The following is a 24,832-nucleotide window of genomic DNA, read 5'->3' as shown; positions in this document are numbered from 1 at the left end:
GGGTTCGCGAGGCCTGGGAGACTCGTTCCGTGCTGCTCCGGATGTCGACCCTGTTCCTGCGGACCCTGCGTGACGACCCGGCCGATGCCGAGGTCGCCAGCCACCGCCTCCTGGCCCGTGGCGGGTACATCCGCCGGGCCGCCCCGGGCGGGTTCACCTGGCTGCCGCTGGGCTACCGGGTCTTCCGCAACGTCGAGCGCATCATCCGCGAGGAGATGGACGCGATGGGCGCCCAGGAGGTCGCCTTCCCGGCCCTGCTGCCACGCGAGCCCTACGAGGCCACCGGTCGCTGGACCGAGTACGGCCCCAACCTCTTCCGGCTGAAGGACCGCCGCGGGAACGACTTCCTGCTCGGCCCCACCCACGAGGAGATGTTCACGCTCCTGGTGAAGGACCTCTACGGCTCCTACAAGGACCTGCCGGTCTCGCTGTACCAGATCCAGACCAAGTACCGGGACGAGGCGCGTCCCCGCGCCGGCCTGTTCCGCGGCCGCGAGTTCACGATGAAGGACAGCTACTCCTTCGACATCGACGACGCCGGCCTCGACAAGTCCTACGCGCTGCACCGCGACGCCTACATCAAGATCTTCGACCGGCTGGGCCTGGAGTACGTGATCGTCTCGGCGATGTCCGGGGCGATGGGCGGCTCCCGGAGCGAGGAGTTCCTGCACCCGACCGCGATCGGCGAGGACACCTTCGTCCGCTCGCCCGGTGGCTACGCCGCCAACGTCGAGGCCGTCACCACCGTCGTCCCGGACGAGGTCCCGTTCGACGGGCTGCCCGCCGCGCACGTCGAGGACACCCCCGACACCCCGACCATCGAGTCCCTGGTCGCGGTCGCCCAGCAGCTGTTCCCGGACGCCGGCTACACCGCGGCCTCGACGCTCAAGAACGTCGTCATGACGCTCGTGCACCCCGACGGCAGCCGCGAGCCGTTGGTCATCGGTCTGCCCGGCGACCGGGAGGTCGACGCCAAGCGCCTCGAGGCCCAGCTGGCGCCGGCCGAGGTGGAGCCGTTCACCGACTTCGCCGGCAACCCGGCGCTGGTGAAGGGCTACATCGGCCCGCAGGTGCTCGGTGCCGAGAGCGACTCGAAGATCCGCTACCTGGTCGACCCGCGCGTGGTCGCCGGCACCCGCTGGATCACCGGCGCCAACGAGGCCGGCAAGCACGTGTTCGACCTCGTGGCCGGCCGGGACTTCACCTGGGACGGCGTCATCGAGGCCGCCGAGGTGCTGCCCGGCGACCCCGCGCCCGACGGTTCCGGCCCGCTGGAGCTGGCCCGCGGCGTGGAGATGGGCCACATCTTCCAGCTCGGCCGCAAGTACGCCGAGGCGCTGGACCTCAAGGTGCTCGACGAGAACGGCAAGCTCGTCACGGTCACCATGGGCTCCTACGGCATCGGCGTCTCGCGCGCCGTCGCCGCCATCGCCGAGTCCACGCACGACGAGCTGGGCCTGGTCTGGCCGCGCTCGGTGGCTCCCGCGGACGTGCACGTCGTCGCCACCGGCAAGGACGCTGCCGTCTTCGAGGCCGCCGAGGCGCTGGCCGCCGAGCTGGTCGCGGCCGGGCTCACCGTCCTCTACGACGACCGGCCGAAGGTCAGCCCCGGCGTGAAGTTCAAGGACGCCGAGCTGCTCGGGATGCCGACCATCGTCACCGTCGGCCGCGGGCTGGCCGAGGGCGTCATCGAGGTGCGCGACCGCAGGACCGGCGAGCGCGAGGAGGTGCCGGTCGCCGAGGCCGGCGCCCGCGTGCTGGCCGCCACCCGCGGCTGAGGTTCCTCGGCCCGCGCTGGGATCAGGTCCCCTGATCCCAGCGCTTCCTCCCTCACCGTGCGCGGTGAGGGAGGAAGCGCTCCCGTGAGGGAGGACGGCGTCAGGCGGGGCGGCAACCAGTTCGGCGCAGCGCGTGATCTCCTCTCGGCATGCCGCAGGACGTCGAGGAGCAGGTCGCGCAGAGCGCTCAGGTGGTCGAGCAGAACCTCGCCCTGGGTGACCAGGTGCACGAGCTCCGGCCGATCGACCACCTGGCCGATTTCCGGTCGCGCCGCGCTGCCGAGGCGGCGGGGGAGGAGCTGGTGGCCGCGGGCTACCGCATCGACGGCCTGCGCCGCCGGTTCCTCACGGTGTGGCTGGAGTTCAGCGCCATGACCGCCGTCGACCACGCCACGGCGGCCGCCTTCACCCGCGAGGTCGTGGGCATCGTGAACCGGCACGGCGGCACCTACGACGGCTGGGGCGGCTTCCTGGTGGCCGCCCACCCCGAGGACGACGCCGACCGCGCGGACTAGTCGACCGGGTCGGCGACCAGTTCGACCTCGTAACCGTCGGCGTCCTCCAGGAACGCCGCACGGTGCGCCGGACCGCCGGCGAACGGGTGCTTGTCGGCGAACATCAGCCGCCAGCCGTGCCGGGGCGCCTCGGCGACCAGAGCGTCGAGGTCGGCGGGGGAGCCCGCGCGGAACGCCAGGTGGTTCACGCCCGGGGAGCGGCGCTCGTGCCGCGTCCCGACGAGCGCCGGCGACTGCTCCACGACGACGTAGACGCCGCCCTCCTCGGGGCTCCAGCGCCACGACCGGCCGTGCTCCCAAGTCTGGTACGGCTCGGCGCCCAGCCGGGTGAGCAACCACCCCCAGGACGCCTGGGCGCGGGCGAGATCGGGCACCCACAGCTCGATGTGGTGCAGGGGACCGGTGCTGGCCACGGTGCTCCTTCCGGGATCTGGCATCATGGTCGGTCGAACATGGCGGTGGCGGCCCTCTCACCGTTTCCGGCCGTGTCCATCGCTCCGCCCCGGCGTAACCCCACACGTCGCCCGGCGAGCAACCACACTGCGTTCGAGGAGTACACCACCCACCGTGGCCACCAAGATCAAGCTCATGCGACTGGGCAAGATGCGCGCCCCGTACTACCGCATCGTCGTCGCCGACGCCCGCACCAAGCGTGACGGCCGCTCGATCGAGACGATCGGCAAGTACCACCCCAAGGAGGACCCCTCCTACATGGAGGTGGACGCCGAGCGCGCCGCCTACTGGCTCGGTGTGGGCGCCCAGCCGACCGAGGCCGTCCGCGCCATCCTCCGGGTGACCGGCGACTGGCAGAAGTTCAAGGGCGAGCCCGCCCCGGCGCCGATGCGCGTCGCCGAGCCCAAGCCGGACAAGAAGGCCCTCTACGAGGCCGCCGTCCGCTCGGGCATGGACGAGCCGACGACGGAGGCGACCACCGCCAAGAAGAAGGCCGCGCCGAAGAAGGCCGCTGCCGCCGACGAGGCGCCCGCTGCTGACGCTCCCGCCGCCGAGGCTGCGACCGAGGCTCCGGCCGCGGACGCCACCCCGGCCGAGACGCCCGCCGAGTAAGACGTGCTCGAAGACGCGCTCGAGCACCTGGTCAAGGGCATCGTCGACCACCCGGAAGACGTGGCCGTCGACCTGCTCACCAACCGCCGCGGCAAGACCCTCGAGATCCGGGTGCACCCCGACGATCTCGGCAAGGTCATCGGCCGCGGCGGTCGTACCGCCAAGGCGCTGCGCCAGGTGATGACCGGTGTCGGTGGACGGGGCCTGCGGGTCGACGTCGTCGACACCGACGGGCGCTGAGCGCACCTCCCTTGCCGGAGAACCTGCACGACGACGACACCGTGGTGGTCGGCCGCATCGGCCGGCCCCACGGTGTTCGTGGTCTGACCACCGTCGAGGTGCGCACCGACGACCCGGACCTCCGCTTCGCCCCCGGCACGGTGCTGCGCACCGAGCCGGCCGAGCGCGGCCCGCTCACCGTCGTCGACAAACGCTGGCACAGCGGCACGCTGCTGCTGCAGCTCGCCGCCCCCTCCGGTGAGGTCTACGCGCTGCGCGAGACCGTCGACGCCCTCCGCAACACCCTGCTCCTGGTGCCGGTGGCCGAGCTCCCGGAGATCGACGAGCCGGACTCCTACTACGACCACCAGCTCGTCGGCCTGCGCGCACAGCTGCCCGACGGGTCCGTGATCGGCGAGATCACCGCCGTCCGGCACGAGGCGCAGGACCTGCTCGTGGTCCGCCGGCCCGAGCGGGCGGAGGCGCTGATCCCCTTCGTGGCCGCGATCGTGCCCACCGTCGACGTCGACGGCGGCTTCGTGGTCGTCGATCCGCCCGAGGGGCTCCTCGACCTGTGAGCTTCCGCGTCGACGTCGTCACGATCTTCCCCGAGTACCTGGCGCCGCTGCGCCAGTCGCTGCTGGGCAAGGCCGCCGAGCGCGGCCTGGTGAGCATCGGCGTGCACGACCTGCGGCAGTGGACCGACGACGTGCACCGCACCGTCGACGACGCCCCGTACGGCGGCGGCCCCGGCATGGTGATGAAGCCCGAGCCGTGGGCGCAGGCGCTGGAGGCCGTGCGTCCGCCCGGCACGCGACTCGTCGTCCCGACGCCGGCCGGCCGCCCCTTCACCCAGGCGTTGGCGGCGGAGTGGGCCGCCGAGCCCGGGCTGGTCTTCGCCTGCGGCCGCTACGAGGGCATCGACCAGCGCGTCGCCGACTGGGCCGCGGACGCGGGGCCCGTGTCCGAGGTGTCCATCGGCGACTACGTGCTCGCCGGCGGGGAGTCCGCCGTCCTCGTCATGGTCGAGGCGGTCACCCGGCTGCTCCCCGGCGTCGTGGGCAACCGCGAGTCCGTCGAGTTCGACTCGCACGCCGACGGCCTGCTCGAGGGCCCGTCCTACACCCGCCCGGCGACCTGGCGCGGCCACGAGGTGCCGCCGGTGCTGCTGTCCGGGGACCACGCGGCCATCGACCGCTGGCGGCGCGCGGAATCGCTGCGGCGGACGGCGGAGCGTCGTCCCGACCTGCTGGCGGCCCTGCCCGACGGCGCGCTGGGCGACGCCGACCGCGCGGTCCTCGACGGCCGCTGACGCCGTGGGGGCGAAGGCCGTCGTCCGGCCGTCGGCGCGGGTCGTCGTCCTCGATCCGGTCGGCCGGATCCTGCTGCTGGGCGCCCGGCTGACCGATCCGGACATCCCGCCGGGGCGCGTCCTGTTCTGGTACACCCCCGGCGGGGGTGTGGAGGCGGGCGAGTCGCTGCGCACGGCGGCGGTGCGCGAGCTGGCCGAGGAGATCGGTCTGGACGTCGACCCGGCCGCGCTCGAGGGCCCGGTGTGGCTGCGGCGGTTCGTCGGGCCGTTCGCCGGCGTGCCGATCGACAACCGCGAGACCTACTTCCTGCTCCGGGACGTCGTGCACGACGTGGATCCGCGCGGCCGCACCGAGCTGGAGATCCTGGGGGACGAGCCGCACCGCTGGTGGACCGCCGAGGAGATCGCCGCGAGCAGCGAGGAGTTCGCACCGCGCGAGCTGGCCGCCGTCCTCCGGGCGCTGCTGGCGGGCCCCTGGACCGGGGTGCCGCGCATCGTCACCTGAAGATGTGGCACAGTAGAGGACTGCTGCGCACCGTCGGCCGAGTCGACGGGGGAGTTCCTCCGAGGAGCCCCGCAGCTCCCGGGAACGGACAGCCGGGGAGTTCCGCTGTCCGCACCGTTGACGAGCCACTGCCAGAACATGAGGACTGCCGAGATGAACACCCTGGACGCACTCGACGCCGATTCGTTGCGCGACGACATCCCGACGTTCCGCCCGGGTGACACCGTCAAGGTGCACGTCCGCGTGGTCGAGGGCACCCGCTCCCGCATCCAGGTCTTCCAGGGCGTGATCCTCCGTCGCCAGGGCGGCGGGATCCGCGAGACCTTCACCGTCCGCAAGGTCAGCTTCGGCGTCGGCGTGGAGCGCACCTTCCCGGTGCACACCCCGGTGGTGGAGAAGATCGAGGTCCTCACCCGCGGTGACGTGCGTCGCGCCAAGCTCTACTACCTGCGCGAGCTCCGCGGCAAGGCCGCGAAGATCAAGGAGAAGCGCGAGGTCGTCACGCGCTGATCTGCGCTGACACGACGGGCGGCCGCGCCGCCCTCTGCGTCTCCGGCGGGCCCTCCGCGCCGTACGCTGCTCCTTGATGAGCAGCGAACGGCCCGGGGGGCCCGCCGACGTCGTTCCGGGGGAGCCCGACCCGGAACGAGAGACCGGTACCGAGGCGCAGGAACAGCCGGCGAAGGATGCCGCGTCGGGCCGCTCGGGCCGCAGGCGCAAGGCCGGCGAGCCCAGGAAGGGCTCCCTCCTGCGGGAGCTGCCGGTGCTGCTGGTGGTGGCCTTCGTGCTCGCGCTGGTGGTGAAGACGTTCTTCGTGCAGGCGTTCTTCATCCCGTCCGGGTCGATGGAGCAGACCCTGCACGGCTGCCCGGGCTGCACCGGCGACCGGGTGCTGGTCAACAAGGTGCCGTACTGGTTCGGGGAGCCCGAGCCCGGCGACGTCGTCGTGTTCAAGGGGCCTGACACCTGGAGCCCGGAGGTCACCGTGGCCGAGCCGGGGAACGCGTTCACCGGCGCGCTGCTGTGGCTGGGCCGGACCGTGGGCGTGGCGCCGCCGAGCGAGGACGACTTCGTCAAGCGGGTGATCGCCGTGGGCGGGCAGACCGTCCAGTGCTGCGACGCCGAGGGGCGGGTGACCGTCGACGGCGAGCCGCTCGACGAGCCGTACATCTTCGAGGACACCGCTCCCGACGCGCGCGCCTTCGGCCCGGTGACGGTCCCCGAGGGGCGGTTGTGGGTCATGGGTGACCACCGGTCGGCCTCCGCCGACTCCAGGGCGCACGTGAGTGACGAGCACTCCGGCACCGTCGGGGTGGACGACGTCATCGGCAAGGCGGCGGTCATCGTCTGGCCGGTGAGCCGTTTCGGGTTCGTGGGATCACCCGACATCCAGGCCGTCGGTGCCGCGGGCGCCGGGGTGGACGGCGGCGCGACCGGAGTGCGCCCGGACCTGCTCGCGTCCTCCGCGGTCGGACTGGTCGGCGCCCTCCCCGTGGTGGCGTGGCGACGGCACCGGCGCCGCTGACCCATTCCGAATGCGGTGCGCACTCACCGCGAATGCGCAACCGGGGTTTCCTGTGTGACGTGAACCGCAGGAATGGTCCGTGCGCAATGAATGTCGAAAAATGTCGGCAAAGTGTTCAAGCAACCGTTTCACCCTTCCGATGGAGGTAGAGCAAGCAATTCGGAGTGAAACGGAGTCAGTTGTGTCTGCACCCATGGCGAGCACCGCGCGCGGAGTCACCCGCGTGCTCCTCCTCGCCGACGCGCCCGTCCTGCGTCGTGGCCTGGTCAGCATGATCAACGAGACCGCCGGCATGCAGTCGGTCGGTACGCCCGGCGAGCTGCGCCGCGCCATGACGCTGGCCGAGTCGGCCCGCCCCGACGCCGTCGTCGTCGAGCTGGGTCACGGCCGCGCCGCCACGCTGAACGCCTGCCGCGACCTCCGTCGTCGCTTCCCCCGCGTCGCCATCGTCGCGCTGGCCACCTCCGAGGACCCGGCCGTCGTCAACGAGGCGCTCGCCGCCGGTGTCGGTGGCTACCTCCTGATCAACACCTCGCCGACGCTGCTCGGCTGGGCCATCCTGGCCGCCCGCGCCGGCCGCACCGTCGTCGACCCGCAGATCCGCCGGGTCGAGCCCTCCGCCACCCCGGCCGCGAAGCCCTTCACTCCTGAGGTGCCCCTGACCCGGCGCGAGCAGGACGTGCTGGACGAGCTGCTGCAGGGCCAGTCCAATCGGGCGATCGGCCGCAACCTGTTCATCAGCGAGGACACCGTCAAGAGCCACGTCAAGGCCATCCTGCGCAAGCTGGGTGCCCGCGACCGGGCCCACGCGGTCTCCCTGGTGCTCTCCTCGCGCAACCCGGTGTGCAGCTGCGGCGCCCACGGCGCCGGCCGCTCGGAGGAGCCCGCCGAGGTCTCCACCGAGATCCCCGCCGAGATCTGAGCTCGGGGGCGTCCGCGCCCCGCCACGTTCCTCCGCACGCCGGGCCGGCCCTCCCCAGGGCCGGCCCGGCGTGTTTCCGCGGGTACGTCGACCGCCCCCCGGGCCCGGTCCGCCGGGGTCGTAGGGTCGGATCCCGATGGCTGCCCGACCCGTGCACTCCGCTGCCGCCCCGGTGCCCCGTGGGCGCCGGGTCGTCGTCGACGACGACCGTCCCGACGCGCTGTGGGACATGGAGCGCTCCCTGCGCCGCCGGGGCTTCGCGGCGGTCGCCGGCGCCGACGAGGCCGGCCGGGGCGCCTGCGCCGGGCCGCTGGTCGCCGCGGCCTGCGTCCTGCCGGCGGGCAAGCGCGGCCGGGTGCCCGGGCTGGCCGACTCCAAGCTGCTGACCGCGGCGGCCCGGGAGCGGGTCTACGCCGAGATCGTCGACCGCGCGGTGTCGTGGTCGGTGGTGCAGATCCCGGTGGAGGAGCTGGACGCGCGCGGCATGCACGTGACCAACCTCGAGGCACTGCGCCGGGCGGTGTGCACGCTGGACCCGGAGCCGGACTACGTGCTCACCGACGGCTTCCCCGTGCCCGGCCTCGCCCGGCCGGGCCTGGCCGTGTGGAAGGGGGACCGGGTCGCGGCCTGCGTCGCGGCCGCGTCGGTGCTGGCGAAGGTCACCCGGGACCGGGTGATGCTGGACCTGCACGAGCGGTGGCCCGAGTACGACTTCGCCGGGCACAAGGGCTACATCACCGACGTGCACACCGCCGCCCTGGAGCGGCACGGGCCGTGCCCGGCGCACCGGATGCGCTTCGTCAACGTGGCCCGCGCCCGCGACCTGCAGGTCGGCAGACTCCTCCGGCTGCCCGACCGCCCTGCCATGCACGATGATGGGGACATGCGCCCTGTGTCCTGCGAGCCCGCGACGAGCACCGAGGACCGATGAGCACCGAGGATCTCGAGAAGTACGAGACCGAGATGGAGCTTCAGCTCTATCGCGAGTACAAGGACATCGTCCGCCAGTTCACCTACGTGGTGGAGACCGAGCGGCGGTTCTACCTCGCCAACTCCGTCGACCTCCAGGTCCGCGAGGCCGGGGGCGAGGTGTACTTCGAGCTGAAGCTCTCCGACGCCTGGGTGTGGGACATGTACCGGCCGGCCCGGTTCGTCCGCAACGTCCGGGTGCTGACGTTCAAGGACGTCAACGTCGAGGAGCTCGACAAGCCCGACCTCGAGCTGCCGGACAACCCGCGCCTGCCCTGAGCGCTACTCGTCGAGGGCCTGGACGCGCTCGATGTTCGTGACGTCGAGGACCTCCGCGGCCGACACGACGAGGACGCGACCTCCGGCGAGCGGCTTCATCGTGAGCCACCCGGCGGGGCTGAAGCGGACGAGGGCATCGACGGGCGGCCGGCTGCTGACGGCGGCGGACCGCAGCCGCACGCTGGCCTGGTAGGTGTCCCGCTCGTTGATCTGGACGACCGTCTCGACGTACATGCCGGGACGGTAACCACCGGTCCTCGTCGTCGCCGTCCACAGACACGCCCCCCGTCCACAGCTTCGCCGACGGTCTGGGTTCGCCGGACCCGGCCGGTGAGGGTGGACGGGTGCCTCCTCCCCGCCTCGGCGACCACGGCGAACGCATCGCCGCCGCCTTCCTGACCGACGCCGGCCTGCGCGTCCTCGACCGCAACTGGCGGTGCCGCGAGGGCGAGCTGGACATCGTCGCCCGCGATGCGGGCGCCCTCGTCTTCTGCGAGGTGAAGACCCGGCGGGGCACCGGCTACGGCCATCCCGCCGAGGCGGTGACCCCCGCCAAGCAACGGCGGATCCGGACGCTGGCCCAGCGGTGGCTGGCCGCGCACGACGAGCACGCGCCGGAGATCCGGTTCGACGTCGTGGGCGTGCTGGTGCGGCGGGACGAGCCGGCGCTGGTCACGCACCTGCGGGCGGCGTTCTCGTGACGCTGGCGCGCACCTGGTCGGTCGGGCTGGTCGGCGTCCGGGGCGCCCTGGTCGAGGTCGAGCTCGACATCGCCCAGGGCCTTCCGGGGGTCGCCCTCGTGGGGCTGCCCGACGCCGTGGTGCGGCAGTCGGTGGACCGGGTCCGCGCGGCCGTGACGAACAGCGGCGGGGAGTTCCCGGCGCGGCGGATCACGATCGGGCTCTCGCCCGCGTCGATGCCGAAGCAGGGCAGCGGATTCGACCTATCCAAAGTTGCGATGGGACACTCTTCCTTGTGAGCCGCCGAGTGGTGATCTACACCCGTATGAGCAAGGACCGCGCAGGTGCCGGTCTGGGCGTCGACAGGCAGCGGCAGGACTGCGCCGACCTCGCCGACCGGCTCGGTTGGAGCATCATCGGCCATCACAGTGACAACGACCTCTCCGCCTACTCCGGCAAGCCCCGGCCCGGCTACCGCGCCCTGCTGGACGACCTGGAGCATGGGCGCGCGGACGCCGTGGTTGTGTGGCACACCGACCGCCTCCACCGGCGCCCCGTGGAGCTGGAGCACTACATCGACGTTTGTGACCCCCGTGGCGTCATCACGCAGACCGTCAAGGCCGGGCCCCTCGACCTCGCCACGCCGTCAGGCCGCATGGTCGCCCGAATGCTCGGCAGCGCGGGCCGCTACGAGGTCGAGCACATGATCGAGCGCCAGCAGGCGGCGAAGCTCCAGGCAGCTACATCGGGGCGGTGGAAGGGGGGCAGGAGACCGTTCGGGTACGAGGTCGACGGCGTCACCGTCCGCGAAAGCGAGGCGAACGAGATCCGGCGGGCCACCGACGGCCTGCTGACCGGGATGAGCCTGCACGCCCTCGCCCGCGACTGGAATGCCCGCGGAGTCACTACGTCCACCGGCGGGGTGTGGAAGCCGACGGAGGTTCGCAAGTTGCTCGCCCGGCCGCGGAACGCCGGGCTGATGGAGCACCGCGGGGAGATCGTCGGCGCGGCGGAGTGGCCGGCCATCGTGGACGAGTCGCTGTGGCAGGCTGTGCGGGCGCTTCTGGGCGACGAGAGTCGCCGTACGACGACCGGGAACGCCCGCCGGTGGCTCGGGGGTGGCCTATACCTGTGCGGGATCTGCGGCGCCCCTCTGAGGGCGACGACGGCAGGGACGGGCGGCCGAGGGCGCGGGCATGCACCCGCCTACCGCTGCGAGCACGGCGCGCACGTCGTCCGGCGCTGCCAGTCACTGGACAACTTCGTCGAGCAGGTCGTCATCGAACGGCTCTCCCAGCCGGACGCCGCCGACCTCCAGCGCGTCCCCGCAGCGGTCGACACGTCGGCCCTGCACGTGGAGCGCCTGGCGGTAAAGGCGCGGCTGTCCGAGCTGGTCGACCTCTTCACAGGTGATCAGATCACCGCGCACATGATGGAGCGTGGTTCCGCGACGCTGCGGACAAGGCTCGATGATCTCGACCGGCAGCTCGCCTCGGCCGTGGGCGAATCGGCGCTCGATGGGGTTACCGGTCCGGGTACCGCCGCGGTCTGGTTGACGCTAGACCTGTCTCGACGACGGGCCATCGTGGACACGTTGATGACCGTCACCGTTCATCGGACTCGGCGAGGACGGCCACCAGGATGGCGGCCGGGGGACTCCTATTTCGACCCGGCGGGTGTGGAGATCACCTGGCATTGAGCGTTGCCCTGTGCTGCGCCTGAGGCGCTCTGTCCCGCCTGGAGTGAGTGGTGCTGGCCCGATACGACTTCGACACCACCGCCCAGGGCGTGGCGTGATCGATTGGTACGACGGGCTTTGCTACCACCAGCGCTGGTGCAGTGCGCCGCCGGCCAGTCGCCGATCAACCCCGAGAACGTCGCCCTCAACCGCAAAGCGCAGAGCAGTGACGAGGCAGTCGGGGCCGACCGTTTGGCGTTGAAGGCGCGGCTGAGGGGCGGCATGGTCTTGGCCACGGGACAGTTGGCAATGGTCCCGGCCTACGTCGGGGTCGACGCGTGGCGGCGTGGGCTGGTCAGACGCCGCTTCCGCGGAGAAGCAGGGTCAGCTTGTCGCGCTGCTCGGCGGTCAGAGGCGGCGCCGCGTCCACGACCCGGTGGATGTGATCCTCTACCCGCTCCACTCGCCGGGGTCCGGCTAGTTCGCGGAAGGCGGCGGGGCGTCGGGGGTCGTCGGTTGTTCCGTCGCGGCTGAATGCGGCGATGTCGGCCTCGCGGTCGAGCCGTTGTTCTCTACCGCGGTAGTCCCCGGCCCGAATGATGGCTGACGGCTCGTCCCGTTCACTTGCGATGGCGCGAGACTGCATTGCCCGGGTCATCCGTCACCCGGTCCTTGGCGTACGACTTGTCGGCGGAAGCCACTCGCCGGGGACGCGGCCCGCCTCGATGAAGGCGTTGAGCGAGAAGCGTTGCAGGCGCACGTACCTGTCGAGCTTGACGTAGGAATGCGCCGCTGGGCGACGGGTCTGCGGATGAATCGCTCGCCGGTCCCGAGGTACTCCCCGGCTTGACCGATGGTCAGCAGCTCATCCTGAGGGGCGTGGCCCGTAGCGGCGCTCAAAGAATTCGGTCGGCTCACGAGGGTGAGCGTGGTGCCTGTTCCTCCAGTATTCCGCCGGTGGCCGCAGCGACGTCTGGGTGGACGTGATGTCCGTCCCCGAGTTGCCCAGCCCTTCTCCTGTAGTGCCCCGGTCGATGAGTCGTCTCATGCCCCGACGAGGCCGTCGAAACGGGCATCAGGACAAGGTGAATCGGCGACCCCGCTGGCCGATGTAGGCGGCCAGACGTTGACCGGTCATGGACTGCGGGGCGTGCAGGAGGTCGGCGGGTGGGCCTTGGTAAACGACGGTGCCGCCGGCGTTGCCGGCGCCGGGGCCCCGATCGATGACCCAGTGGGTGCCGGCGATGACGCCGTGAGGCGTGGCCGCGGTCGGCTCGGCCACCGGCCATGGCGATGGACAGCCGGAGTCGCTCGCGCTCGCCGCCGGACAGCGTCGGCAGGGGGTGGCCGAACGTGAGGTATCCCAGGCCCACGTCGACCAGTGTGTGCAAGACCCACTCCTTGGCACGTCCGATGACGGGCGCCTTGCGGTCAGCGCCCCAAGCCCGGTACGCGGTCCGCCTGCATGACCTGGATCTGCTCCGAGCGTGTTCTCCGGTTCTGCTCCTGTAGTTCGCCGGTCAACGAGAGTCGTCTCGCCACGACGAGGCCTGTCAGACGATGTTGAGGAGGCGGCTAGGGTTCGACGTCACACGAGCGGGTGTCCACCGAACGGGTGATGTGGGGGAGAGCTGCCATGGCGCGGCCACTGCTTCGAGGCGATCGCTTGCAGACTGCCCGGGAGGCCGTGGGTCTGACCAGAGAAGAACTGGCCACGAGACTGGAGCTCTCCAGCCCGGCGCGCGTTCGGGTGTGGGAGTCGGGGCTCGAGCGCCCGCGACCCCGCTTCGTACCGCGGCTGGCGGCTGCGCTGGGCGTCGACCCGTTGTATCTGCTCAACGTCGATGCAGGTGACCCGCCCTTGGCAGCTCTTCGCCTGGCGGCTGGATTCGCAACGAACCAGGTGACTGCTCCCGGCCTGTCAGTCATGACGTACGTGCGCCTGGAGGACGGTCGCCCCGGTGTTGATCACTCCGCCAAGGTGATCACCGCCGTGGCCGAAGTCCTCGGTGTGGACGTCGCTCGCGTGAAGGCGGCCATCCGCCGTTCCCGCAGCGACCACGCGGCCTTGGCGTCCTTCGGCGGCTGAACAGGAGGATTACGGGAGGAAGGGCTTGCTTCCACGGGCGATCTCGGTGGTAATTTCCCCCACCACTGCCCAGGAGGTGCCCATGGCCCGCACGACAAATTCGAGCGCGACATGGGCCAGCGTGCGCTTGAAGCTCGCAGCCCGCCCACTTTCGGCTATCCACCTGTCGGTGCTCGTGTCGGAGCGCGGCCTGCGGACTGGGCGAGGGCACTCGACGAGCACACGACGATGGATGGCTGGCCTACTCCTTGCGCTGCTGCCCCTCGCCGCCTGCACGGAGGATGAAGCCGGCCCGGAGGGCACCTCCCCAAGCGCGACGACGTCCTTGTCTTCGCCAACTCCGACGACTCCTCCGGCGACGAGCAGGGCGTCAAGCCTCGAGGAAGAGGCGGCTGAGGCCGCTACGGAGGCTTTTGAAGGCCTGCTTCGCGTTAGCGATGCGGCCAGCCGTGAGCCAAGCGCCCAAAACTGGGAGCCGGAGATCCGTCAGTACGCGGCCGATCCGGCCGCTCTCCTTACCGTCCAGTCCGTGCGGGACTACGCCACCCTCGGGCTCCGACAAGAGGGCGATTCAGCAGTAGACCTACGGGTCACCGGCGTCGACTTGGCTTCGCCAGAGGGACCAACAGTGAGGATCACCGGCTGCTACGACAGTCAGAGCGCCCAGACAGTCAACGTCGAGACCGGTGAGGTGGTGCCACCCGGGACGCCGCCTCGTTACGTCTGGGACATTACGGTCGTCCAGTTTGTGGCGGAGCCCGAAACGCCTTGGTTGGTGGCCACGCTGGAGCCCCTGACGGACCAGCCGTGCTGAGGCGCATCCTTTCCCTGTCGACGGCGGTCGCAGCGATCGGCATGGCCACTGCAGGTCTCGCTGCTGCGGAGCCAGCGGTTGAGTGCTCGAAGACCAACCCCCGCACCGGGGCCTGCCTGCTATGGGCCTCGACGCCGGGCAGCGAGGGCGCCACTGGTGACGTCGGCGTGGGCGCGGCTTCGGACAGTCCCAGCAACAGTGTGCGTGACAGCGCTGGTGGTGCTTCTGCGAATCCGTGCACGTACACCGTGGCCGAGCCCCAACCGGCGCCGACCAGCGTCCTGTGGGAGGGGAGGTCTCCGGACGATGGCGTGATGTACGTGCAGGTCTGTCCACGGGTGGACGGGTCCGGCCTCACCACGATGCTCGTCTTCGTGGCGAACGGCACCGCGCCGCCTGCACCTCCCGTGGATCCGCGGGTTCTGGCAGAGCAGGCGATTGCATCGCTGGTGATGCGCGCGCCGGAGATCCGGATGGCGCCGCCGCCGGGCTCGACCAGCGGGCTGGTTGGACTGCCGGTGTGGATGTGGACCGAGCGCGGGGAGGCGTTCCTTGGGCCGACTCGGCAGTCGGTGTCAGCCGGTGGCGTCACGGTCGCTGCCGTGGGCCGGGTAGGCCGCATCGTCTGGGACATGGGGGATGGCACCACGGTGGTGTGCGGCGCTGGGACGCCGTACTCGCCGGGCGCCGAGGGCCCATCACCGGACTGTGGCCACGTCTATGCGCAGGCGTCGAGTCGACACGTGCCGGGTGGCGGCCCGTGGCCGATCACCGCGACGAGCACGTGGACGGTCACCTGGTCCGGCGGGGGGCTGTCGGGAACAGAGACGCTGGAGCTGTCCTCGGCGTCGGAGTTGTTCGTCGGTGAGCTGCATGTCCTGAACCAGGACGGGAGCAGCCGATGACTCGCACCCAGCCGCCCAAGGCCAGCGCGGCGCCTGCTTCCGAGGCGGGCAACGGACTGTCCCGGGCGCCGGTGCTGCCGCCGCCGCGTCGCCGGCGCCGTCCGGCGCTGCTAGCGCTGGCGGTGACCATGGTGGTCCTCGGAGCGCTTGGGGCGACCTACCTCGCGACGTCGCTGGGCCAGACGTCCCCGGTGATCGCGCTCGCCCGGGAGGTGCCCTGGGGCCAAGCCATCACCGCTGCGGACCTGGTGGAGGCGAGGATCTCACCCGATCCGGCGTTGCAGCCCATTCCGTACGGTGACCGCGACCAGGTGATCGGCATGGTGGCGGCGACCACCCTGACGCCGGGGTCGCTGCTCACCCGCGATGCGCTGACCGATCAGCGCCTTCCGACCCCCGGTCAGCAGTTGGTCGGGGTCGGGGTGTCGACGGTGCAGCTGCCAACGACCGCGCTGCGGCCCGGCGATGACGTTCTCCTGGTGCCCGTGGCCGCCGGCAGCGCTCCGGTCGCGACCGACGTAGGGGCTCCAGGCGTGGTGGACGCGACCGTGGTGCAGACAGGTCCGCCGGGGCCTGACGGGTTGCGGGTGGTCGACGTGCTCGTCGCCGCGGCCGACGGGCCGGACGTCGCCGCCCGCGCCGCTGCAGGTCTGGTCGCCATCGTCGTGGTCGCCGACGAGTAGGCGGGGGCGGCTGCCGTGTTGATCGCGCTGTGCTCGGCCAAGGGCGCGCCCGGGGTGACTACCAGCGGCCTGGCACTGGCGCTGTCCTGGCCGCGGCCGGTGGTTCTGGCCGAACTGGACCCGGCCGGCGGGGACGTGCTGGCGGGATACGGCCGAGGCGAATTCTCCGCCGGCGGGCTGGCCGACCTGGCGCTTGCGGCGCGGCGGGGCGGGCTGGCCCGACACCTGGACAGCCAGCTGCTGCGGCTCGACCCCGAGGGGCGGGCGCGGCTCCTACCGGGCTTGGCCGACCCCGCCGGCGCCCGACACGTGGACTGGGACCGACTGGCCGCCACGTTGGCGTCGGTGGAGGACGGCGCTGTCGACGTGATCGCCGACTGCGGCCGGTTGCGCGCCGAGCACTTTCCGGCCTCCGTCGTCCGGCGGGCTGCCGCCGTGGTTCTGGTCACCGGCTCGACGCTGCGTGCCGTGCGTGCGGCGACGCAGGCGATCGCCGAGCTCCGCGGAGGGAACGGCCACGTCGGCATGGTGGCCACGCTGGTAGTCGGGCCGGGTGAGCCGTACGGCGAGCGGGAGATCGGCGAGGCGCTCGGCATTCAGGTCATCGGTTCGCTGCCGCGCGATGCCAAGGCGGCGTCGGTGCTCAGTGATGGTGTGCCGGCCGGTCGGCTGTTCGCCCAGTCAGCGCTGCTGCGGGCTGCGCGGACGGTCGCAACCCGCCTGGTCGAGTTCGCCGCAGCGCACGAAAGCCGGCTGGCGCCACCGCCGGCGCCCGTGCCTGCGTCGGCGACCGCGATCGGGGGCAGCCGTGTCCGCTGACCTCACCACCGACATCCTCGGCACCGTCGCCGTGCCTCGAGCGCTCGACGCATCACCGGTCTCGGTGGACTGGACGCTTGTCCGCCGGCTGCACGAGTCGACGGCGACGGCGCTGGCCGACGAGCTCAAACGGCGCCCGACGCTCAGCACGGCGGCGCAGCAGGAGCTGGCCCGCACCCTGGTTCAGGATGGCGTCGATGAGCTGGTGCGCGAACGGATGCGCGCCGGGCAAGCGGTGCCCACCCCGGAGGACGAGCAGGCGATCGCCGAGGCGGTGTTCGCGGCCCAGTTCGGGCTGGGTCGGCTGCAGCCCTACTTGGACGACCCGTTGGTGGAGAACATCGAGGCGCACGGGCACGACAACGTGTGGGTCGGCTATTCCGACGGCCGCGACGTCCGAGTCGATCCGATCGCGGACTCGGACGAGGACCTGGTGCGTCAGCTGCAGCACATCGCCGCCCGGCTGGGCCGCTCGGAGCGGACGCTGACCACGGCAAGTCCGCTGCTGACCATGCGGCTGCCGGACGGGTCGCGGTTGGCGGCGGTGATCGAGACCGTGCCGCGTCCGCAGTTGGTGATCCGGCGGCACCGGATCCGCGACGTCGACCTCGACGACCTGGTGGACCTGCGGGCGATCGACCGGCCGCTGGTGGAGTTCCTACGGGCGGCGGTGCGGGCCCGGAAGAACATCGTGGTCACCGGCGCGCAGGGCGCCGGCAAGACGCTCATGCTGCGCGCGTTGGCCAACGAGCTGCCAGTGAGCGAGAACCTGGCCACGATCGAGAAGCACTTCGAGCTGCTGCTGCACGAGCTGCCCGATCGGCATCCGCGGGTGGTGCCGTTCGAGGCCCGGGAGGGCTCCGGGGAACGCGGCCCGGACGGCCGCCGCCTCGGCGAGGTGACGCTGACCGAGCTGGTGGAGCAGGCGTTGGTGATGAACGTCAGCCGGGTGTGGCTGGGGGAGGTCCGTGGCGAGGAGGCCTGGCCGCTGATCGAGGTGATGGAGGCCGGCGAGGGCGGTTCATGTTGCACCCTGCACGCCCGCTCGGCACGCCACGCATTCGAGCGGCTGGCCAATCTGTGCATGCGCGGCCGCGCCGCGGTCACCCCGGAGCACGCGTACCGGTCGTGTGCGTCGGCGATCGACCTGGTCGTGCACATCACCACTGTGGACGAGCGGTGGATCGGCGGTGAGCGGCAGCGGTTCGTCAGTCAGGTCGTCGAGTGCAACGGCATCGGCGAGGGCGGACGCCCGGCGGTCACGGAGGTTTTTGCTCCGGGACCCGACGGGCGGGCGGTGCCCGAGCACGATCCGGTGGACTTGGCGGACTACGTCCGGGTCGGCTTCGACCCCGGCTGGCTGCGCGTCGGCCAGGGACCGTGGGCCGACACGGTCGGAGGGCGACGGTGAGCGGCGCGGGACTGCTGGCCGGCGTGTGCGGAGCGCTCTTGGTCGCCGGCCTGCTGCTGGCCGCGCACGCGCTCACCGCCCCGGACACACCAGCTCAGCCGCAGCGCCGCAGACCGCGTCCGGCGTCGTCGGTCGACCCCCCGGCGGTGCGGCGGCAGCGAATGCTGTCGGGAGCCGCCGCGGTGGCGGCAGCCGTGGTGTGGCTGGTTTCGGGCTGGCCGGTCGGCGGGGTGCTGGTCGGGCTGGCGGTCGTCGGGGTGCCATGGTTGCTGGCGCAGTTCGCCGCCGGCAACGCTGCGGTGGAGCGGCTGGAGGGGCTGCAGGAGTGGGTGCGCCGTACCTCCGACGTCCTGGCCGCGGGCGGTGGGCTGGAGCAGACGCTGATCCGGTCGGCCCGCACCGCGCCCGAGCCGATCCAGACGGAGGTGGCCACGCTGGCGGCGCGGCTGCAGGCGCGCTGGCCGACAGCCCGGGCGCTGCTGTCCTTCGCCGACGATCTCGACGACGCCGCTGGGGACCTGGTCGTGGGCGCACTGCTGCTGGGCGCGGAGCTGCGTGGGCCGGGACTGGCGCGAGTGCTGACTGAGCTGGCGGGCAGCCTCAGCGAAGAGGTCACCATGCGCCGCAAGGTCGAGGCCGACCGCGCCAAGCCCCGCGCGAATGCCCGCTGGCTGTTGCTGATCACCGTTGCGGCGGCCGGGCTGGCGGCGCTGAACGGCGACTACCTGGCGCCCTACGGCACCGGGTTGGGCCAGCTGGTGCTGGCGGCCATCTGCGGGCTCATTGTCGGCTGTCTGCTGTGGATGCGCCGGCTCACCGTGGCCGTGCCGTCGACCCGCTTCTTGGTCGATCGCGACGGCGGCCGGCGGACCGAGCTCGCTCTCGAGGAGGTGCCGGTCCGGTGAGCGGCGCTCAGGCGTTGCTGGTCGGCTTCGGTGCGGTCGTCGGGCTCGGCGTGTTCCTGCTGCTGCGCGCCGCCGTGGTGGTCGAACAGCCGCGGCTTGCCGACGCGCTGGTCCGTCTGGACGGGCGCGCGGTACGCGCACCGGTCGGGCTGGTCACGGGGGAGGGTGACCGGTGGGCACGGGTGGCCGGCCGCGCCGGTATCTGGGCCGCCGCCCGGTTGCCGGGGGCGGGTCGGCGGGCACCGGGACAGGCGCTGGAGTTGATCGGTTGGACGCCGGAGGGCTACGCCGCGCGCAAGGTGGGCCTGGCAGCGTTCGGCGCGGCCTTCGTGCCGCTGCTCACCTCCGTGCTCGGAACGGTCGGCGTCCGCATGCCAGTAGTGATCCCGGTGGCCGGATCGCTGGCGTTGGCCGTCGTCCTCTTCTTTGTTGTCGATCTCGTCGTGCGTGATCAGGCCTCCGAGGCGCGCTCTCAGATGCGCCGGGCGCTGTGCTCCTATCTGGACCTGGTGAGCCTGCGACGCGACGCCAGCGAGGGCCCCACCATCGCCCTGGAACGAGCTGCCGCGCTCGGCGACGGGTGGGTGTTTCGGCGGATCAACGACGCGCTGGTTGCCGCCCGGCTGGCCGGGGAGCCGCCGTGGGACGGGCTGCACCGCTTGGCCACCGACACCGGGGTCGGCGAACTGGCCGATGTCGCCGACATCGCCGCGGTCGCCGCCGTCGAGGGCGCCTCGATCGCCCCGACGCTGCGGGCCCGCGCCCAGTCGCTGCGGGTGCAGCTGCTGGCGGAGGAGGAGGCAGCGGCCAACACCGCCAGCGAGAAGCTCACCGCTCCGGTTGCGCTGCTGTCGATCGCCTTCCTGTTGCTGTTCCTCTATCCCGCCCTGGCCCGACTGATGGCCACCTGACTGCCATGCCCCTCAGAAGGAGAGTCCGATGATGCCGCTGCTCACCACCTTGACCGCCCTCGGCGCGGCGCTGCGCGAGCGGCTCCACGAGCTGCGCGACGAGCCGGAACGTGGCTCGCTGTCGGTGGAGCAGGTGATCATCACGGTGGCGCTGATCGGCATCGCCGTCGCGCTGGTCGCGGTGATCGCCAACGCGGTCACCTCCCGCTCGAACTCGATCCAGTAGCGACCCCGTGGTCCGCTCCTCCAGCCCACGCGGCGCAACAGCGCTGTCCCGGCTCGGCCATGCCTCTGGCCGCCGGTCCAGCGGCGTGGTGCGCGAACGGCTGTCCGGGGAGCGCGGCGCGGCGTCGATGGAGCTGGCGATCACGTTCCCGGTCGTGCTTCTGCTAGTCATGACGCTGATCCAGGCGGCTCTGTGGTTCCACGCCCGCTCGATCGCCCTCGGCGCTGCGCAGGAAGGCGCACGAGAGGGCCGGGTACAGCCAGCCTCGACTGCGCGCGCCGAATCGGCGGCCAAGGGCTTCCTCGACCAGACCGCCGCCGATCTGCTCACCGGCCGGGACGTGACCGTGGCCGGCTCGCCGAGCAGCATCGAGGTGACCGTGACCGGCACTTCCCTCAGTCTCTTCCCCGGTTTCTCCGGCTGGTCGGTCACCCAGAGCGCTGCCGGCCCCGTGGAACGGCCGACTCCATGAACGGCCGGGCAGGGGAGCGGGGATCGGTGTCGGTCGAGCTGGCGCTGCTGGCCCCGGCGCTGCTCCTGCTTCTGTCTTTCGCCGTCGTCGCCGGGCGCACCCAGGTCGCCGAGGGCGCCGTCGCCGAGGCTGCTCGCGCAGCCGCCCGGGAAGCCTCCCTGTCCGGCGACCCCACCATCGCGACGGCCTCGGCAACCGCGCCGGCGGAGCGCACCCTGGCCGCTCAGGACCTGCGGTGTGAGCGCACCACGATCGATGTCGACACCGCCGGCTTTCAGGCACCGCCCGGCCAGTCGGGCGACGTCACCGTGTCGATCACGTGCGTCGTCGAGATGGCCGATCTTCTGGCACCCGGTCTGCCCGGTTCGGTGACCGTGGACGCGACCTTCACCAGCCCCGTCGACGCCTACCGCGAACGATGAACCCCCGACAGCGCCTACGAGACGAGGATGCCGAGCGCGGGGCGCTTGGCGTCTTCCTCGCCGTCCTTGTCCCCGGCCTGCTGTTGATCATCGGCCTGGCCGTCGACGGCGGCGCCAAGGTGGCCGCCACCCAGCGCGCCAACGCCATCGCCGACGAAGCCGCCCGTGCCGGCGGCCAAGCCCTCGACGTCTCCGCCGCTCTCGCTGGAGATGTACGGGTCGATCCGGCCGCCGCGGTCGCCGCAGCGCAGAACTACCTGGAGCGCAACAGCGTGCAGGGCACGGTGACGGTTGTGGACGGCGACACCCTCACGGTGACCACGACGATCACCGAGCCCACCGCCTTCCTCGGCCTCATTGGCATTCAGACCATGACCGTGGAGGGCTCCGGGACCGCCGACCTCATCACCGACCAGGACGCCGGAGCGGAGCCATGACCACGACGCCGCGGGCGCTCGACGTGCTGCGCCGACTGCTCGCAGTGTTCGTCCTGACGGCTGCGGTCGCTGGAGTCCCGATCGCGCTCTGGCAGCTGGGCGCCGCCTACCTGCCGCCAGCGCTCTCGTCGTGGGAGCAGGTCACGGGCGCGTTGAGCGGGCCGGACAACGGTGCGCTCTTCCTCGGCCTGCTCGTGGTGATCGGCTGGGCCGCGTGGGCGGTGTTCGCCCTGTCGGTGGCCGTCGAGCTCGCCGCCCAATTGCGCGGTCTCCCACCGCTACGGCTGCCCGGCCTGGCAACACCCCAGCAGCTGGCCGGCCTACTCGTTGCCGCCGTCGTCGGCGTCGGAGGTGCGCCTCTGCTCGCCGCCCCGGCGTTCGCCGGACCACCGGTGGTCGCGGAGCAGCCGACCGACGAGCCGCCATCGATACCTTCCTCCGTACCGGATGCCGAGCCAGCCGAGCCTGCCGCGAACGGCCCCACCTACACGGTGCAGCCGCGCGACACCCTCGGCCGTATCGCCGCCCGCTCCCTTGGGGACTGGACTCGGTTCGAGGAGATCCTCGAGCTCAACCGCGGCCGGCCCCAGCCCGACGGCGCCGTCCTGACCGATCCGGCGCTGATCCGCCCCGGCTGGGTCTTGGTCCTCCCATCCGACGCCACGCCTCCCGAGGCGGAACCGACCGCAGGCGAGGTGACGGTGCGGCCCGGCGACACCCTCGTCGACATCGCCGCGCAGCACGGGCTGGACAGTTGGCAGCCGATATTCGATCTCAACGCCGGTGAACCGATTCCCGGCGGCGGCCGGTTCACCGACCCCGACTTGATCCGCCCTGGGCAGGTCCTCGACCTTCCGTCCGCCGACCCGGCAGTGTCCGATTTGCCTCCGCCGAACGCTCCGGAACCACCGGCCGAGGACGCGCCGCCGTCGCCGGCGGAGCGCGAGGCACCCGTGCCGGCTACCCCATCGCCGACACCGCCCGCCTCGCCGCCACGGGAGAGTCCCTCCGACGAACCAGTGCAACCGGCAGCCGACGCTCCCGATGCCGAGGCCGACCAGGTCCCGTCGGAGCTCGTGGCCGTCCTCGCCGGAAGCGGGGCACTGCTCGCAGCGGGTGTGGGCGCGACGTGGCTCGCCCACCGCCGCCAGCGCCTACGTCGTCGGCGCACCGGTCGACGCCTGGCCCCGATGCCGCCGACGCTGTCGGCCACGCAGACGGCTGTGACCTCGGCGGCCGACGCGGGCACGGCTGACTACGCCGGGCTCGACCTCGCCCTTCGCAGCTTGGCTGTGCGGCTATCGGAGGACCCCGACGGACAATTACCGGACGTCGTCGCCGCCCGGCTGGATGGCGGCCGCCTGGAGCTGCGGCTGCACGCCCCGGCCGACCGTCCTCCGCCCGATCCGTGGACCGCCGACGACACCGACCTGTGGTGGTCGGTGCGGCTCGACCAGGACACCGGCGTCGCGCCCGAGGTGGCCCGGGCACGCCTGGCCCCGTACCCGACCTTGGTCACCATCGGCGTCGACGGCACAGGCCGTTGGCTGCTGGACCTGGAACGCCTCGGTGCCGTCCACGTGACCGGGCCAGCCGAACGCCGGGAGGACTTCGCCCGGCACCTGGTCGCCGAGCTGGCCGTCAACAGCTGGTCGGACTTGCTCACCGTCACCCCCGTCGGCTTCGGCGACGAGCTGGTCGACCTGGCTCCGCACCGCATCCGCCCCGTGGACACTGCCGCCGCCCCCGCACTGCACACAGCCCTGCGCGACAGCCCCGAGCAGAACACCGACGACGTGCTGGACGGGCGACTGCGCGCCGGAGCCGGCGACGGCTGGATGCCCCAGATCGTCCTCACTACTTGCCAGCTGCAGGACGGCGGTGAGCTGGCCGTTGCCGCCGCTGTCCTGCGGGACTCGGAGCAGCGCGCAGCGATCGCTGTGGTGCTCGCCGTTGAGCCGACGCAGGTCGGCGACGAGTGGCTGCTCACGCTGACCGACGACGGGTCGCTGCTCGTCCCGGCACTCGGACTGTCACTCCCGGCCCCACAGCTGACCGTCCAACAGGCTTGCGACATCGCCACCCTGCTGGCCTTCGAGCGCGACGCGATGGACGACGCCATCCCCGCATCCGACGGGGACCGGCCCTGGCAGGTCCACACCGACGCCGCCGGCGCACTGCTCGATGACGCGACGGCGGAGGAGCCCGGCGACGCTCCGGAACGCTTGCCCCAGCCACGGCCAGCCCGCCGGCCTTCTGCTGGTGGCGCCGCACTCGGGCCGGTGCCACCTGAGGACCGTCTCAAGGCTGCCGATGGCAACGGCCAGAAGACGCAAGGCGAGTGGCACCCGACCGAGCTGCGTCAGCGGATCGAGGACGACCTTGAGCAACTTGACCGTGACCTGGCGGATTGGTGGTCACCGGACTGCGCCCGGCCACGGCTGACTCTGCTCGGACCGGTCAAGCTGCGCGCGCACGGCGACGAGCACGCCGTCGCCAGGTCTGGGCGGCGGCGCCGCTACGAAGAGGTGGTCGCCTACCTGGCCACCCGCCCGCACGGTTCCACCGCCGACGAGGCCGCCACCGCCTTGCAGCCGGCTCGCGGCGGCAAGACCGACCCGGTCAGCGTCCGCGCCTACGTGCACCGGATGACCGCCGGTGCCCGCGCCTGGCTCGGTGAGGACCCGGCGACCGGAGAGAAGCATCTGGGCTCCGGCTACCGCGGCCGCTACACGCTGACCAATGTGCTCGTCGACGCCGACCTGTTCCGCCAACTGCGCGCCCGCGCCGCCGTCCGCGGCGACGACGGATTGCCCGATCTGCTGGCCGCCCTCGAGCTGGTGTCCGGGCCGCCGTTCGCCCAACGCCCCGCCGGCTACGAATGGCTCGACGGCCTGGACTTCACGCTCACCGCGGCCATCTGCGACGTCGCCCACCAGGTCGTCACCGCAGCCCTCGCCGTCGACGACCTGACCACGGCCCGCACCGCCGCGGCCACCGCCCTGCTCGTCGCGCCGGACGACGAGAAGGTGCTGCTCGACGCGATGTGGGTCGCCTACCTGCAAGGCAGCCGCGCAGAAGCCGAAACCTACGTCGCACGCATCGTGGCAATCCACGACGGCGAAGACGAGATGGACCTCCCCATGAGCACCGCGGAGACCATCAACCGCGCCCGCCGGCACTTCCTGGACCGGGCCTCGTAAGAACTCGCCGCAGCCTGCCGACCCTGCGAGGGAGGTTTTCCGCCACCCACGCCGTGTCCGCCGCGGGCGCAGCCGCGCCCGCTGCCCG

32 protein-coding genes are annotated in these 24,832 nt (G+C 72.1%); 28 read left to right on the top strand and 4 right to left on the bottom strand.

All coding sequences use genetic code 11. The features are described 5' to 3' along the window. Positions 1–29 precede the first annotated feature (29 nt). The gene (locus CRP29_RS06445) at positions 30–1,778 is read left to right on the top strand and encodes a proline--tRNA ligase (protein WP_097194263.1); all 1,749 of its coding nucleotides are present in this window, start codon (positions 30–32) and stop codon (positions 1,776–1,778) included. A gap of 149 nt (positions 1,779–1,927) precedes the next feature. Further along, positions 1,928–2,293, top strand: coding sequence for a ribonuclease E inhibitor RraB (locus CRP29_RS06440; protein WP_097194262.1), 366 nt, complete (start codon positions 1,928–1,930; stop codon positions 2,291–2,293). On the opposite strand, the gene CRP29_RS06435 is transcribed toward CRP29_RS06440, so the two are convergent. Then, positions 2,290–2,706, bottom strand: coding sequence for a VOC family protein (locus tag CRP29_RS06435; protein ID WP_217991479.1), 417 nt, complete (start codon positions 2,704–2,706; stop codon positions 2,290–2,292). The two genes, CRP29_RS06440 and CRP29_RS06435, sit on opposite strands and share 4 nt — an antisense overlap. 154 nt (positions 2,707–2,860) lie before the next feature. Here CRP29_RS06435 and rpsP point away from each other — a divergent pair, with 154 nt between their 5' ends. The 10 genes from rpsP to CRP29_RS06385 all read left to right on the top strand — a co-directional run bounded on the left by rpsP (position 2,861) and on the right by CRP29_RS06385 (position 9,089). Continuing rightward, the gene (rpsP, locus tag CRP29_RS06430) at positions 2,861–3,358 is read left to right on the top strand and encodes a 30S ribosomal protein S16 (RefSeq protein ID WP_097194261.1); all 498 of its coding nucleotides are present in this window, start codon (positions 2,861–2,863) and stop codon (positions 3,356–3,358) included. Between the two features lie 3 nt (positions 3,359–3,361). Beyond that, on the top strand, positions 3,362–3,598 hold the full coding sequence (locus tag CRP29_RS06425; protein WP_091980387.1) for an RNA-binding protein: 237 nt from the start codon (positions 3,362–3,364) through the stop codon (positions 3,596–3,598). A gap of 11 nt (positions 3,599–3,609) precedes the next feature. Continuing rightward, a complete protein-coding gene (rimM, locus tag CRP29_RS06420) occupies positions 3,610–4,155 on the top strand; it encodes a ribosome maturation factor RimM (protein WP_245852542.1) in 546 nt (181 codons plus the stop codon). Next, entirely contained in the window at positions 4,152–4,889 is a 738-nt protein-coding gene (gene trmD / locus CRP29_RS06415) for a tRNA (guanosine(37)-N1)-methyltransferase TrmD (protein WP_097194260.1), read from the top strand. Before rimM ends, trmD begins: the two co-directional genes overlap by 4 nt. Before the next feature lie 4 nt (positions 4,890–4,893). Then, positions 4,894–5,394 (top strand): NUDIX hydrolase, encoded by a 501-nt coding sequence (locus tag CRP29_RS06410; protein ID WP_097194259.1) that lies wholly within the window; start codon positions 4,894–4,896, stop codon positions 5,392–5,394. Positions 5,395–5,547: 153 nt separating this feature from the next. Beyond that, positions 5,548–5,904, top strand: coding sequence for a 50S ribosomal protein L19 (gene rplS, locus CRP29_RS06405; RefSeq protein ID WP_097194258.1), 357 nt, complete (start codon positions 5,548–5,550; stop codon positions 5,902–5,904). Between the two features lie 76 nt (positions 5,905–5,980). Continuing rightward, positions 5,981–6,919: a signal peptidase I gene (gene lepB / locus CRP29_RS06400; protein WP_097194257.1), complete on the top strand. Its 939-nt coding sequence runs from the start codon at positions 5,981–5,983 to the stop codon at positions 6,917–6,919. A gap of 193 nt (positions 6,920–7,112) precedes the next feature. Then, positions 7,113–7,841: a LuxR C-terminal-related transcriptional regulator gene (locus CRP29_RS06395; protein WP_097194256.1), complete on the top strand. Its 729-nt coding sequence runs from the start codon at positions 7,113–7,115 to the stop codon at positions 7,839–7,841. A gap of 136 nt (positions 7,842–7,977) precedes the next feature. Next, positions 7,978–8,772 carry a ribonuclease HII gene (locus tag CRP29_RS06390; protein WP_097194255.1) on the top strand — a complete coding sequence of 265 codons (795 nt, stop codon included), beginning with the start codon at positions 7,978–7,980 and terminating at the stop codon, positions 8,770–8,772. After that, on the top strand, positions 8,769–9,089 hold the full coding sequence (locus tag CRP29_RS06385) for a DUF2469 domain-containing protein (RefSeq protein ID WP_091980364.1): 321 nt from the start codon (positions 8,769–8,771) through the stop codon (positions 9,087–9,089). Before CRP29_RS06390 ends, CRP29_RS06385 begins: the two co-directional genes overlap by 4 nt. 3 nt (positions 9,090–9,092) lie before the next feature. Here CRP29_RS06385 and CRP29_RS06380 read toward each other — a convergent pair whose 3' ends face one another. Further along, on the bottom strand, positions 9,093–9,323 hold the full coding sequence (locus CRP29_RS06380) for a hypothetical protein (RefSeq protein ID WP_097194254.1): 231 nt from the start codon (positions 9,321–9,323) through the stop codon (positions 9,093–9,095). A 110-nt stretch (positions 9,324–9,433) separates the two neighbouring features. Here CRP29_RS06380 and CRP29_RS06375 point away from each other — a divergent pair, with 110 nt between their 5' ends. Genes CRP29_RS06375 through CRP29_RS06365 form a run of 3 tightly spaced genes read left to right on the top strand, consistent with a single transcriptional unit; the run spans position 9,434 to position 11,468 of the window. After that, a complete protein-coding gene (locus tag CRP29_RS06375) occupies positions 9,434–9,790 on the top strand; it encodes a YraN family protein (RefSeq protein ID WP_097194253.1) in 357 nt (118 codons plus the stop codon). After that, positions 9,787–10,068: a magnesium chelatase domain-containing protein gene (locus CRP29_RS06370; RefSeq protein ID WP_097194252.1), complete on the top strand. Its 282-nt coding sequence runs from the start codon at positions 9,787–9,789 to the stop codon at positions 10,066–10,068. The genes CRP29_RS06375 and CRP29_RS06370 overlap by 4 nt, the downstream gene beginning before the upstream one ends. Before the next feature lie 8 nt (positions 10,069–10,076). After that, a complete protein-coding gene (locus CRP29_RS06365) occupies positions 10,077–11,468 on the top strand; it encodes a recombinase family protein (protein ID WP_141437073.1) in 1,392 nt (463 codons plus the stop codon). A gap of 334 nt (positions 11,469–11,802) precedes the next feature. On the opposite strand, the gene CRP29_RS06360 is transcribed toward CRP29_RS06365, so the two are convergent. Both CRP29_RS06360 and CRP29_RS06350 read right to left on the bottom strand, forming a co-directional pair. Beyond that, positions 11,803–12,105, bottom strand: coding sequence for a hypothetical protein (locus CRP29_RS06360; protein WP_097194250.1), 303 nt, complete (start codon positions 12,103–12,105; stop codon positions 11,803–11,805). Positions 12,106–12,522: 417 nt separating this feature from the next. Further along, a complete protein-coding gene (locus CRP29_RS06350; protein WP_097194249.1) occupies positions 12,523–12,729 on the bottom strand; it encodes a hypothetical protein in 207 nt (68 codons plus the stop codon). 354 nt (positions 12,730–13,083) lie between these two features. On the opposite strand from CRP29_RS06350, the gene CRP29_RS06345 reads away from it, so the two are divergent. From CRP29_RS06345 to CRP29_RS06285, 13 genes are all read left to right on the top strand, one after another. Further along, a complete protein-coding gene (locus CRP29_RS06345) occupies positions 13,084–13,536 on the top strand; it encodes a helix-turn-helix domain-containing protein (protein ID WP_097194832.1) in 453 nt (150 codons plus the stop codon). A 529-nt stretch (positions 13,537–14,065) separates the two neighbouring features. Further along, positions 14,066–14,350, top strand: coding sequence for a hypothetical protein (locus CRP29_RS23205; protein ID WP_245852541.1), 285 nt, complete (start codon positions 14,066–14,068; stop codon positions 14,348–14,350). A 314-nt stretch (positions 14,351–14,664) separates the two neighbouring features. Then, positions 14,665–15,255 (top strand): hypothetical protein, encoded by a 591-nt coding sequence (locus CRP29_RS06335; protein ID WP_245852540.1) that lies wholly within the window; start codon positions 14,665–14,667, stop codon positions 15,253–15,255. Next, on the top strand, positions 15,252–15,938 hold the full coding sequence (locus CRP29_RS06330; protein WP_097194248.1) for an SAF domain-containing protein: 687 nt from the start codon (positions 15,252–15,254) through the stop codon (positions 15,936–15,938). Before CRP29_RS06335 ends, CRP29_RS06330 begins: the two co-directional genes overlap by 4 nt. Positions 15,939–15,953: 15 nt before the next feature. After that, positions 15,954–16,757 carry a CpaE/TadZ family protein gene (locus tag CRP29_RS06325; RefSeq protein WP_097194247.1) on the top strand — a complete coding sequence of 268 codons (804 nt, stop codon included), beginning with the start codon at positions 15,954–15,956 and terminating at the stop codon, positions 16,755–16,757. Further along, a complete protein-coding gene (locus tag CRP29_RS06320; RefSeq protein ID WP_097194246.1) occupies positions 16,747–18,168 on the top strand; it encodes a TadA family conjugal transfer-associated ATPase in 1,422 nt (473 codons plus the stop codon). Before CRP29_RS06325 ends, CRP29_RS06320 begins: the two co-directional genes overlap by 11 nt. Then, complete coding sequence (locus CRP29_RS06315; protein WP_097194245.1) at positions 18,165–19,073, top strand: type II secretion system F family protein; 909 nt, start codon at positions 18,165–18,167, stop codon at positions 19,071–19,073. The genes CRP29_RS06320 and CRP29_RS06315 overlap by 4 nt, the downstream gene beginning before the upstream one ends. Then, positions 19,070–19,984: a type II secretion system F family protein gene (locus CRP29_RS06310; RefSeq protein WP_097194244.1), complete on the top strand. Its 915-nt coding sequence runs from the start codon at positions 19,070–19,072 to the stop codon at positions 19,982–19,984. The genes CRP29_RS06315 and CRP29_RS06310 overlap by 4 nt, the downstream gene beginning before the upstream one ends. A 28-nt stretch (positions 19,985–20,012) precedes the next feature. Then, positions 20,013–20,210, top strand: a complete 198-nt coding sequence (locus CRP29_RS06305) for a hypothetical protein (protein ID WP_091929634.1) — start codon at positions 20,013–20,015, stop codon at positions 20,208–20,210. Positions 20,211–20,217: 7 nt separating this feature from the next. After that, positions 20,218–20,682 (top strand): TadE/TadG family type IV pilus assembly protein, encoded by a 465-nt coding sequence (locus CRP29_RS06300; RefSeq protein WP_245852539.1) that lies wholly within the window; start codon positions 20,218–20,220, stop codon positions 20,680–20,682. A 26-nt stretch (positions 20,683–20,708) separates the two neighbouring features. Beyond that, entirely contained in the window at positions 20,709–21,104 is a 396-nt protein-coding gene (locus tag CRP29_RS06295) for a TadE/TadG family type IV pilus assembly protein (protein ID WP_245852538.1), read from the top strand. Further along, on the top strand, positions 21,101–21,541 hold the full coding sequence (locus CRP29_RS06290; RefSeq protein ID WP_097194242.1) for a TadE/TadG family type IV pilus assembly protein: 441 nt from the start codon (positions 21,101–21,103) through the stop codon (positions 21,539–21,541). Before CRP29_RS06295 ends, CRP29_RS06290 begins: the two co-directional genes overlap by 4 nt. Further along, positions 21,538–24,744 carry an AfsR/SARP family transcriptional regulator gene (locus CRP29_RS06285; RefSeq protein ID WP_097194241.1) on the top strand — a complete coding sequence of 1,069 codons (3,207 nt, stop codon included), beginning with the start codon at positions 21,538–21,540 and terminating at the stop codon, positions 24,742–24,744. Before CRP29_RS06290 ends, CRP29_RS06285 begins: the two co-directional genes overlap by 4 nt. The last annotated feature ends 88 nt before the right edge of the window (positions 24,745–24,832 follow it).

The organism is Blastococcus aggregatus (genome assembly GCF_900221005.1).
Lineage (GTDB): Bacteria > Actinomycetota > Actinomycetes > Mycobacteriales > Geodermatophilaceae > Blastococcus > Blastococcus aggregatus.
This window is presented reverse-complemented; position numbering and strand designations above follow the sequence as displayed.

Excerpts from the sequence above, each read along its gene's own strand:
- CRP29_RS06390 (WP_097194255.1), top strand. The coding sequence starts at position 7,978 with ATGGCTGCCCGACCCGTGCACTCCGCTGCCGCCCCGGTGCCCCGTGGG.
- rplS (WP_097194258.1), top strand. The coding sequence starts at position 5,548 with ATGAACACCCTGGACGCACTCGACGCCGATTCGTTGCGCGACGACATC.
- CRP29_RS06440 (WP_097194262.1), top strand. The coding sequence starts at position 1,928 with ATGCCGCAGGACGTCGAGGAGCAGGTCGCGCAGAGCGCTCAGGTGGTC.
- CRP29_RS06345 (WP_097194832.1), top strand. The coding sequence starts at position 13,084 with ATGGCGCGGCCACTGCTTCGAGGCGATCGCTTGCAGACTGCCCGGGAG.
- CRP29_RS06395 (WP_097194256.1), top strand. The coding sequence starts at position 7,113 with ATGGCGAGCACCGCGCGCGGAGTCACCCGCGTGCTCCTCCTCGCCGAC.
- lepB (WP_097194257.1), top strand. The coding sequence starts at position 5,981 with ATGAGCAGCGAACGGCCCGGGGGGCCCGCCGACGTCGTTCCGGGGGAG.
- CRP29_RS06380 (WP_097194254.1), bottom strand. The coding sequence starts at position 9,323 with ATGTACGTCGAGACGGTCGTCCAGATCAACGAGCGGGACACCTACCAG.
- CRP29_RS06385 (WP_091980364.1), top strand. The coding sequence starts at position 8,769 with ATGAGCACCGAGGATCTCGAGAAGTACGAGACCGAGATGGAGCTTCAG.
- CRP29_RS06330 (WP_097194248.1), top strand. The coding sequence starts at position 15,252 with ATGACTCGCACCCAGCCGCCCAAGGCCAGCGCGGCGCCTGCTTCCGAG.
- CRP29_RS06335 (WP_245852540.1), top strand. The coding sequence starts at position 14,665 with ATGTACGTGCAGGTCTGTCCACGGGTGGACGGGTCCGGCCTCACCACG.
- CRP29_RS06285 (WP_097194241.1), top strand. The coding sequence starts at position 21,538 with ATGACCACGACGCCGCGGGCGCTCGACGTGCTGCGCCGACTGCTCGCA.
- CRP29_RS06290 (WP_097194242.1), top strand. The coding sequence starts at position 21,101 with ATGAACCCCCGACAGCGCCTACGAGACGAGGATGCCGAGCGCGGGGCG.
- CRP29_RS06360 (WP_097194250.1), bottom strand. The coding sequence starts at position 12,105 with ATGACCCGGGCAATGCAGTCTCGCGCCATCGCAAGTGAACGGGACGAG.
- CRP29_RS06305 (WP_091929634.1), top strand. The coding sequence starts at position 20,013 with ATGATGCCGCTGCTCACCACCTTGACCGCCCTCGGCGCGGCGCTGCGC.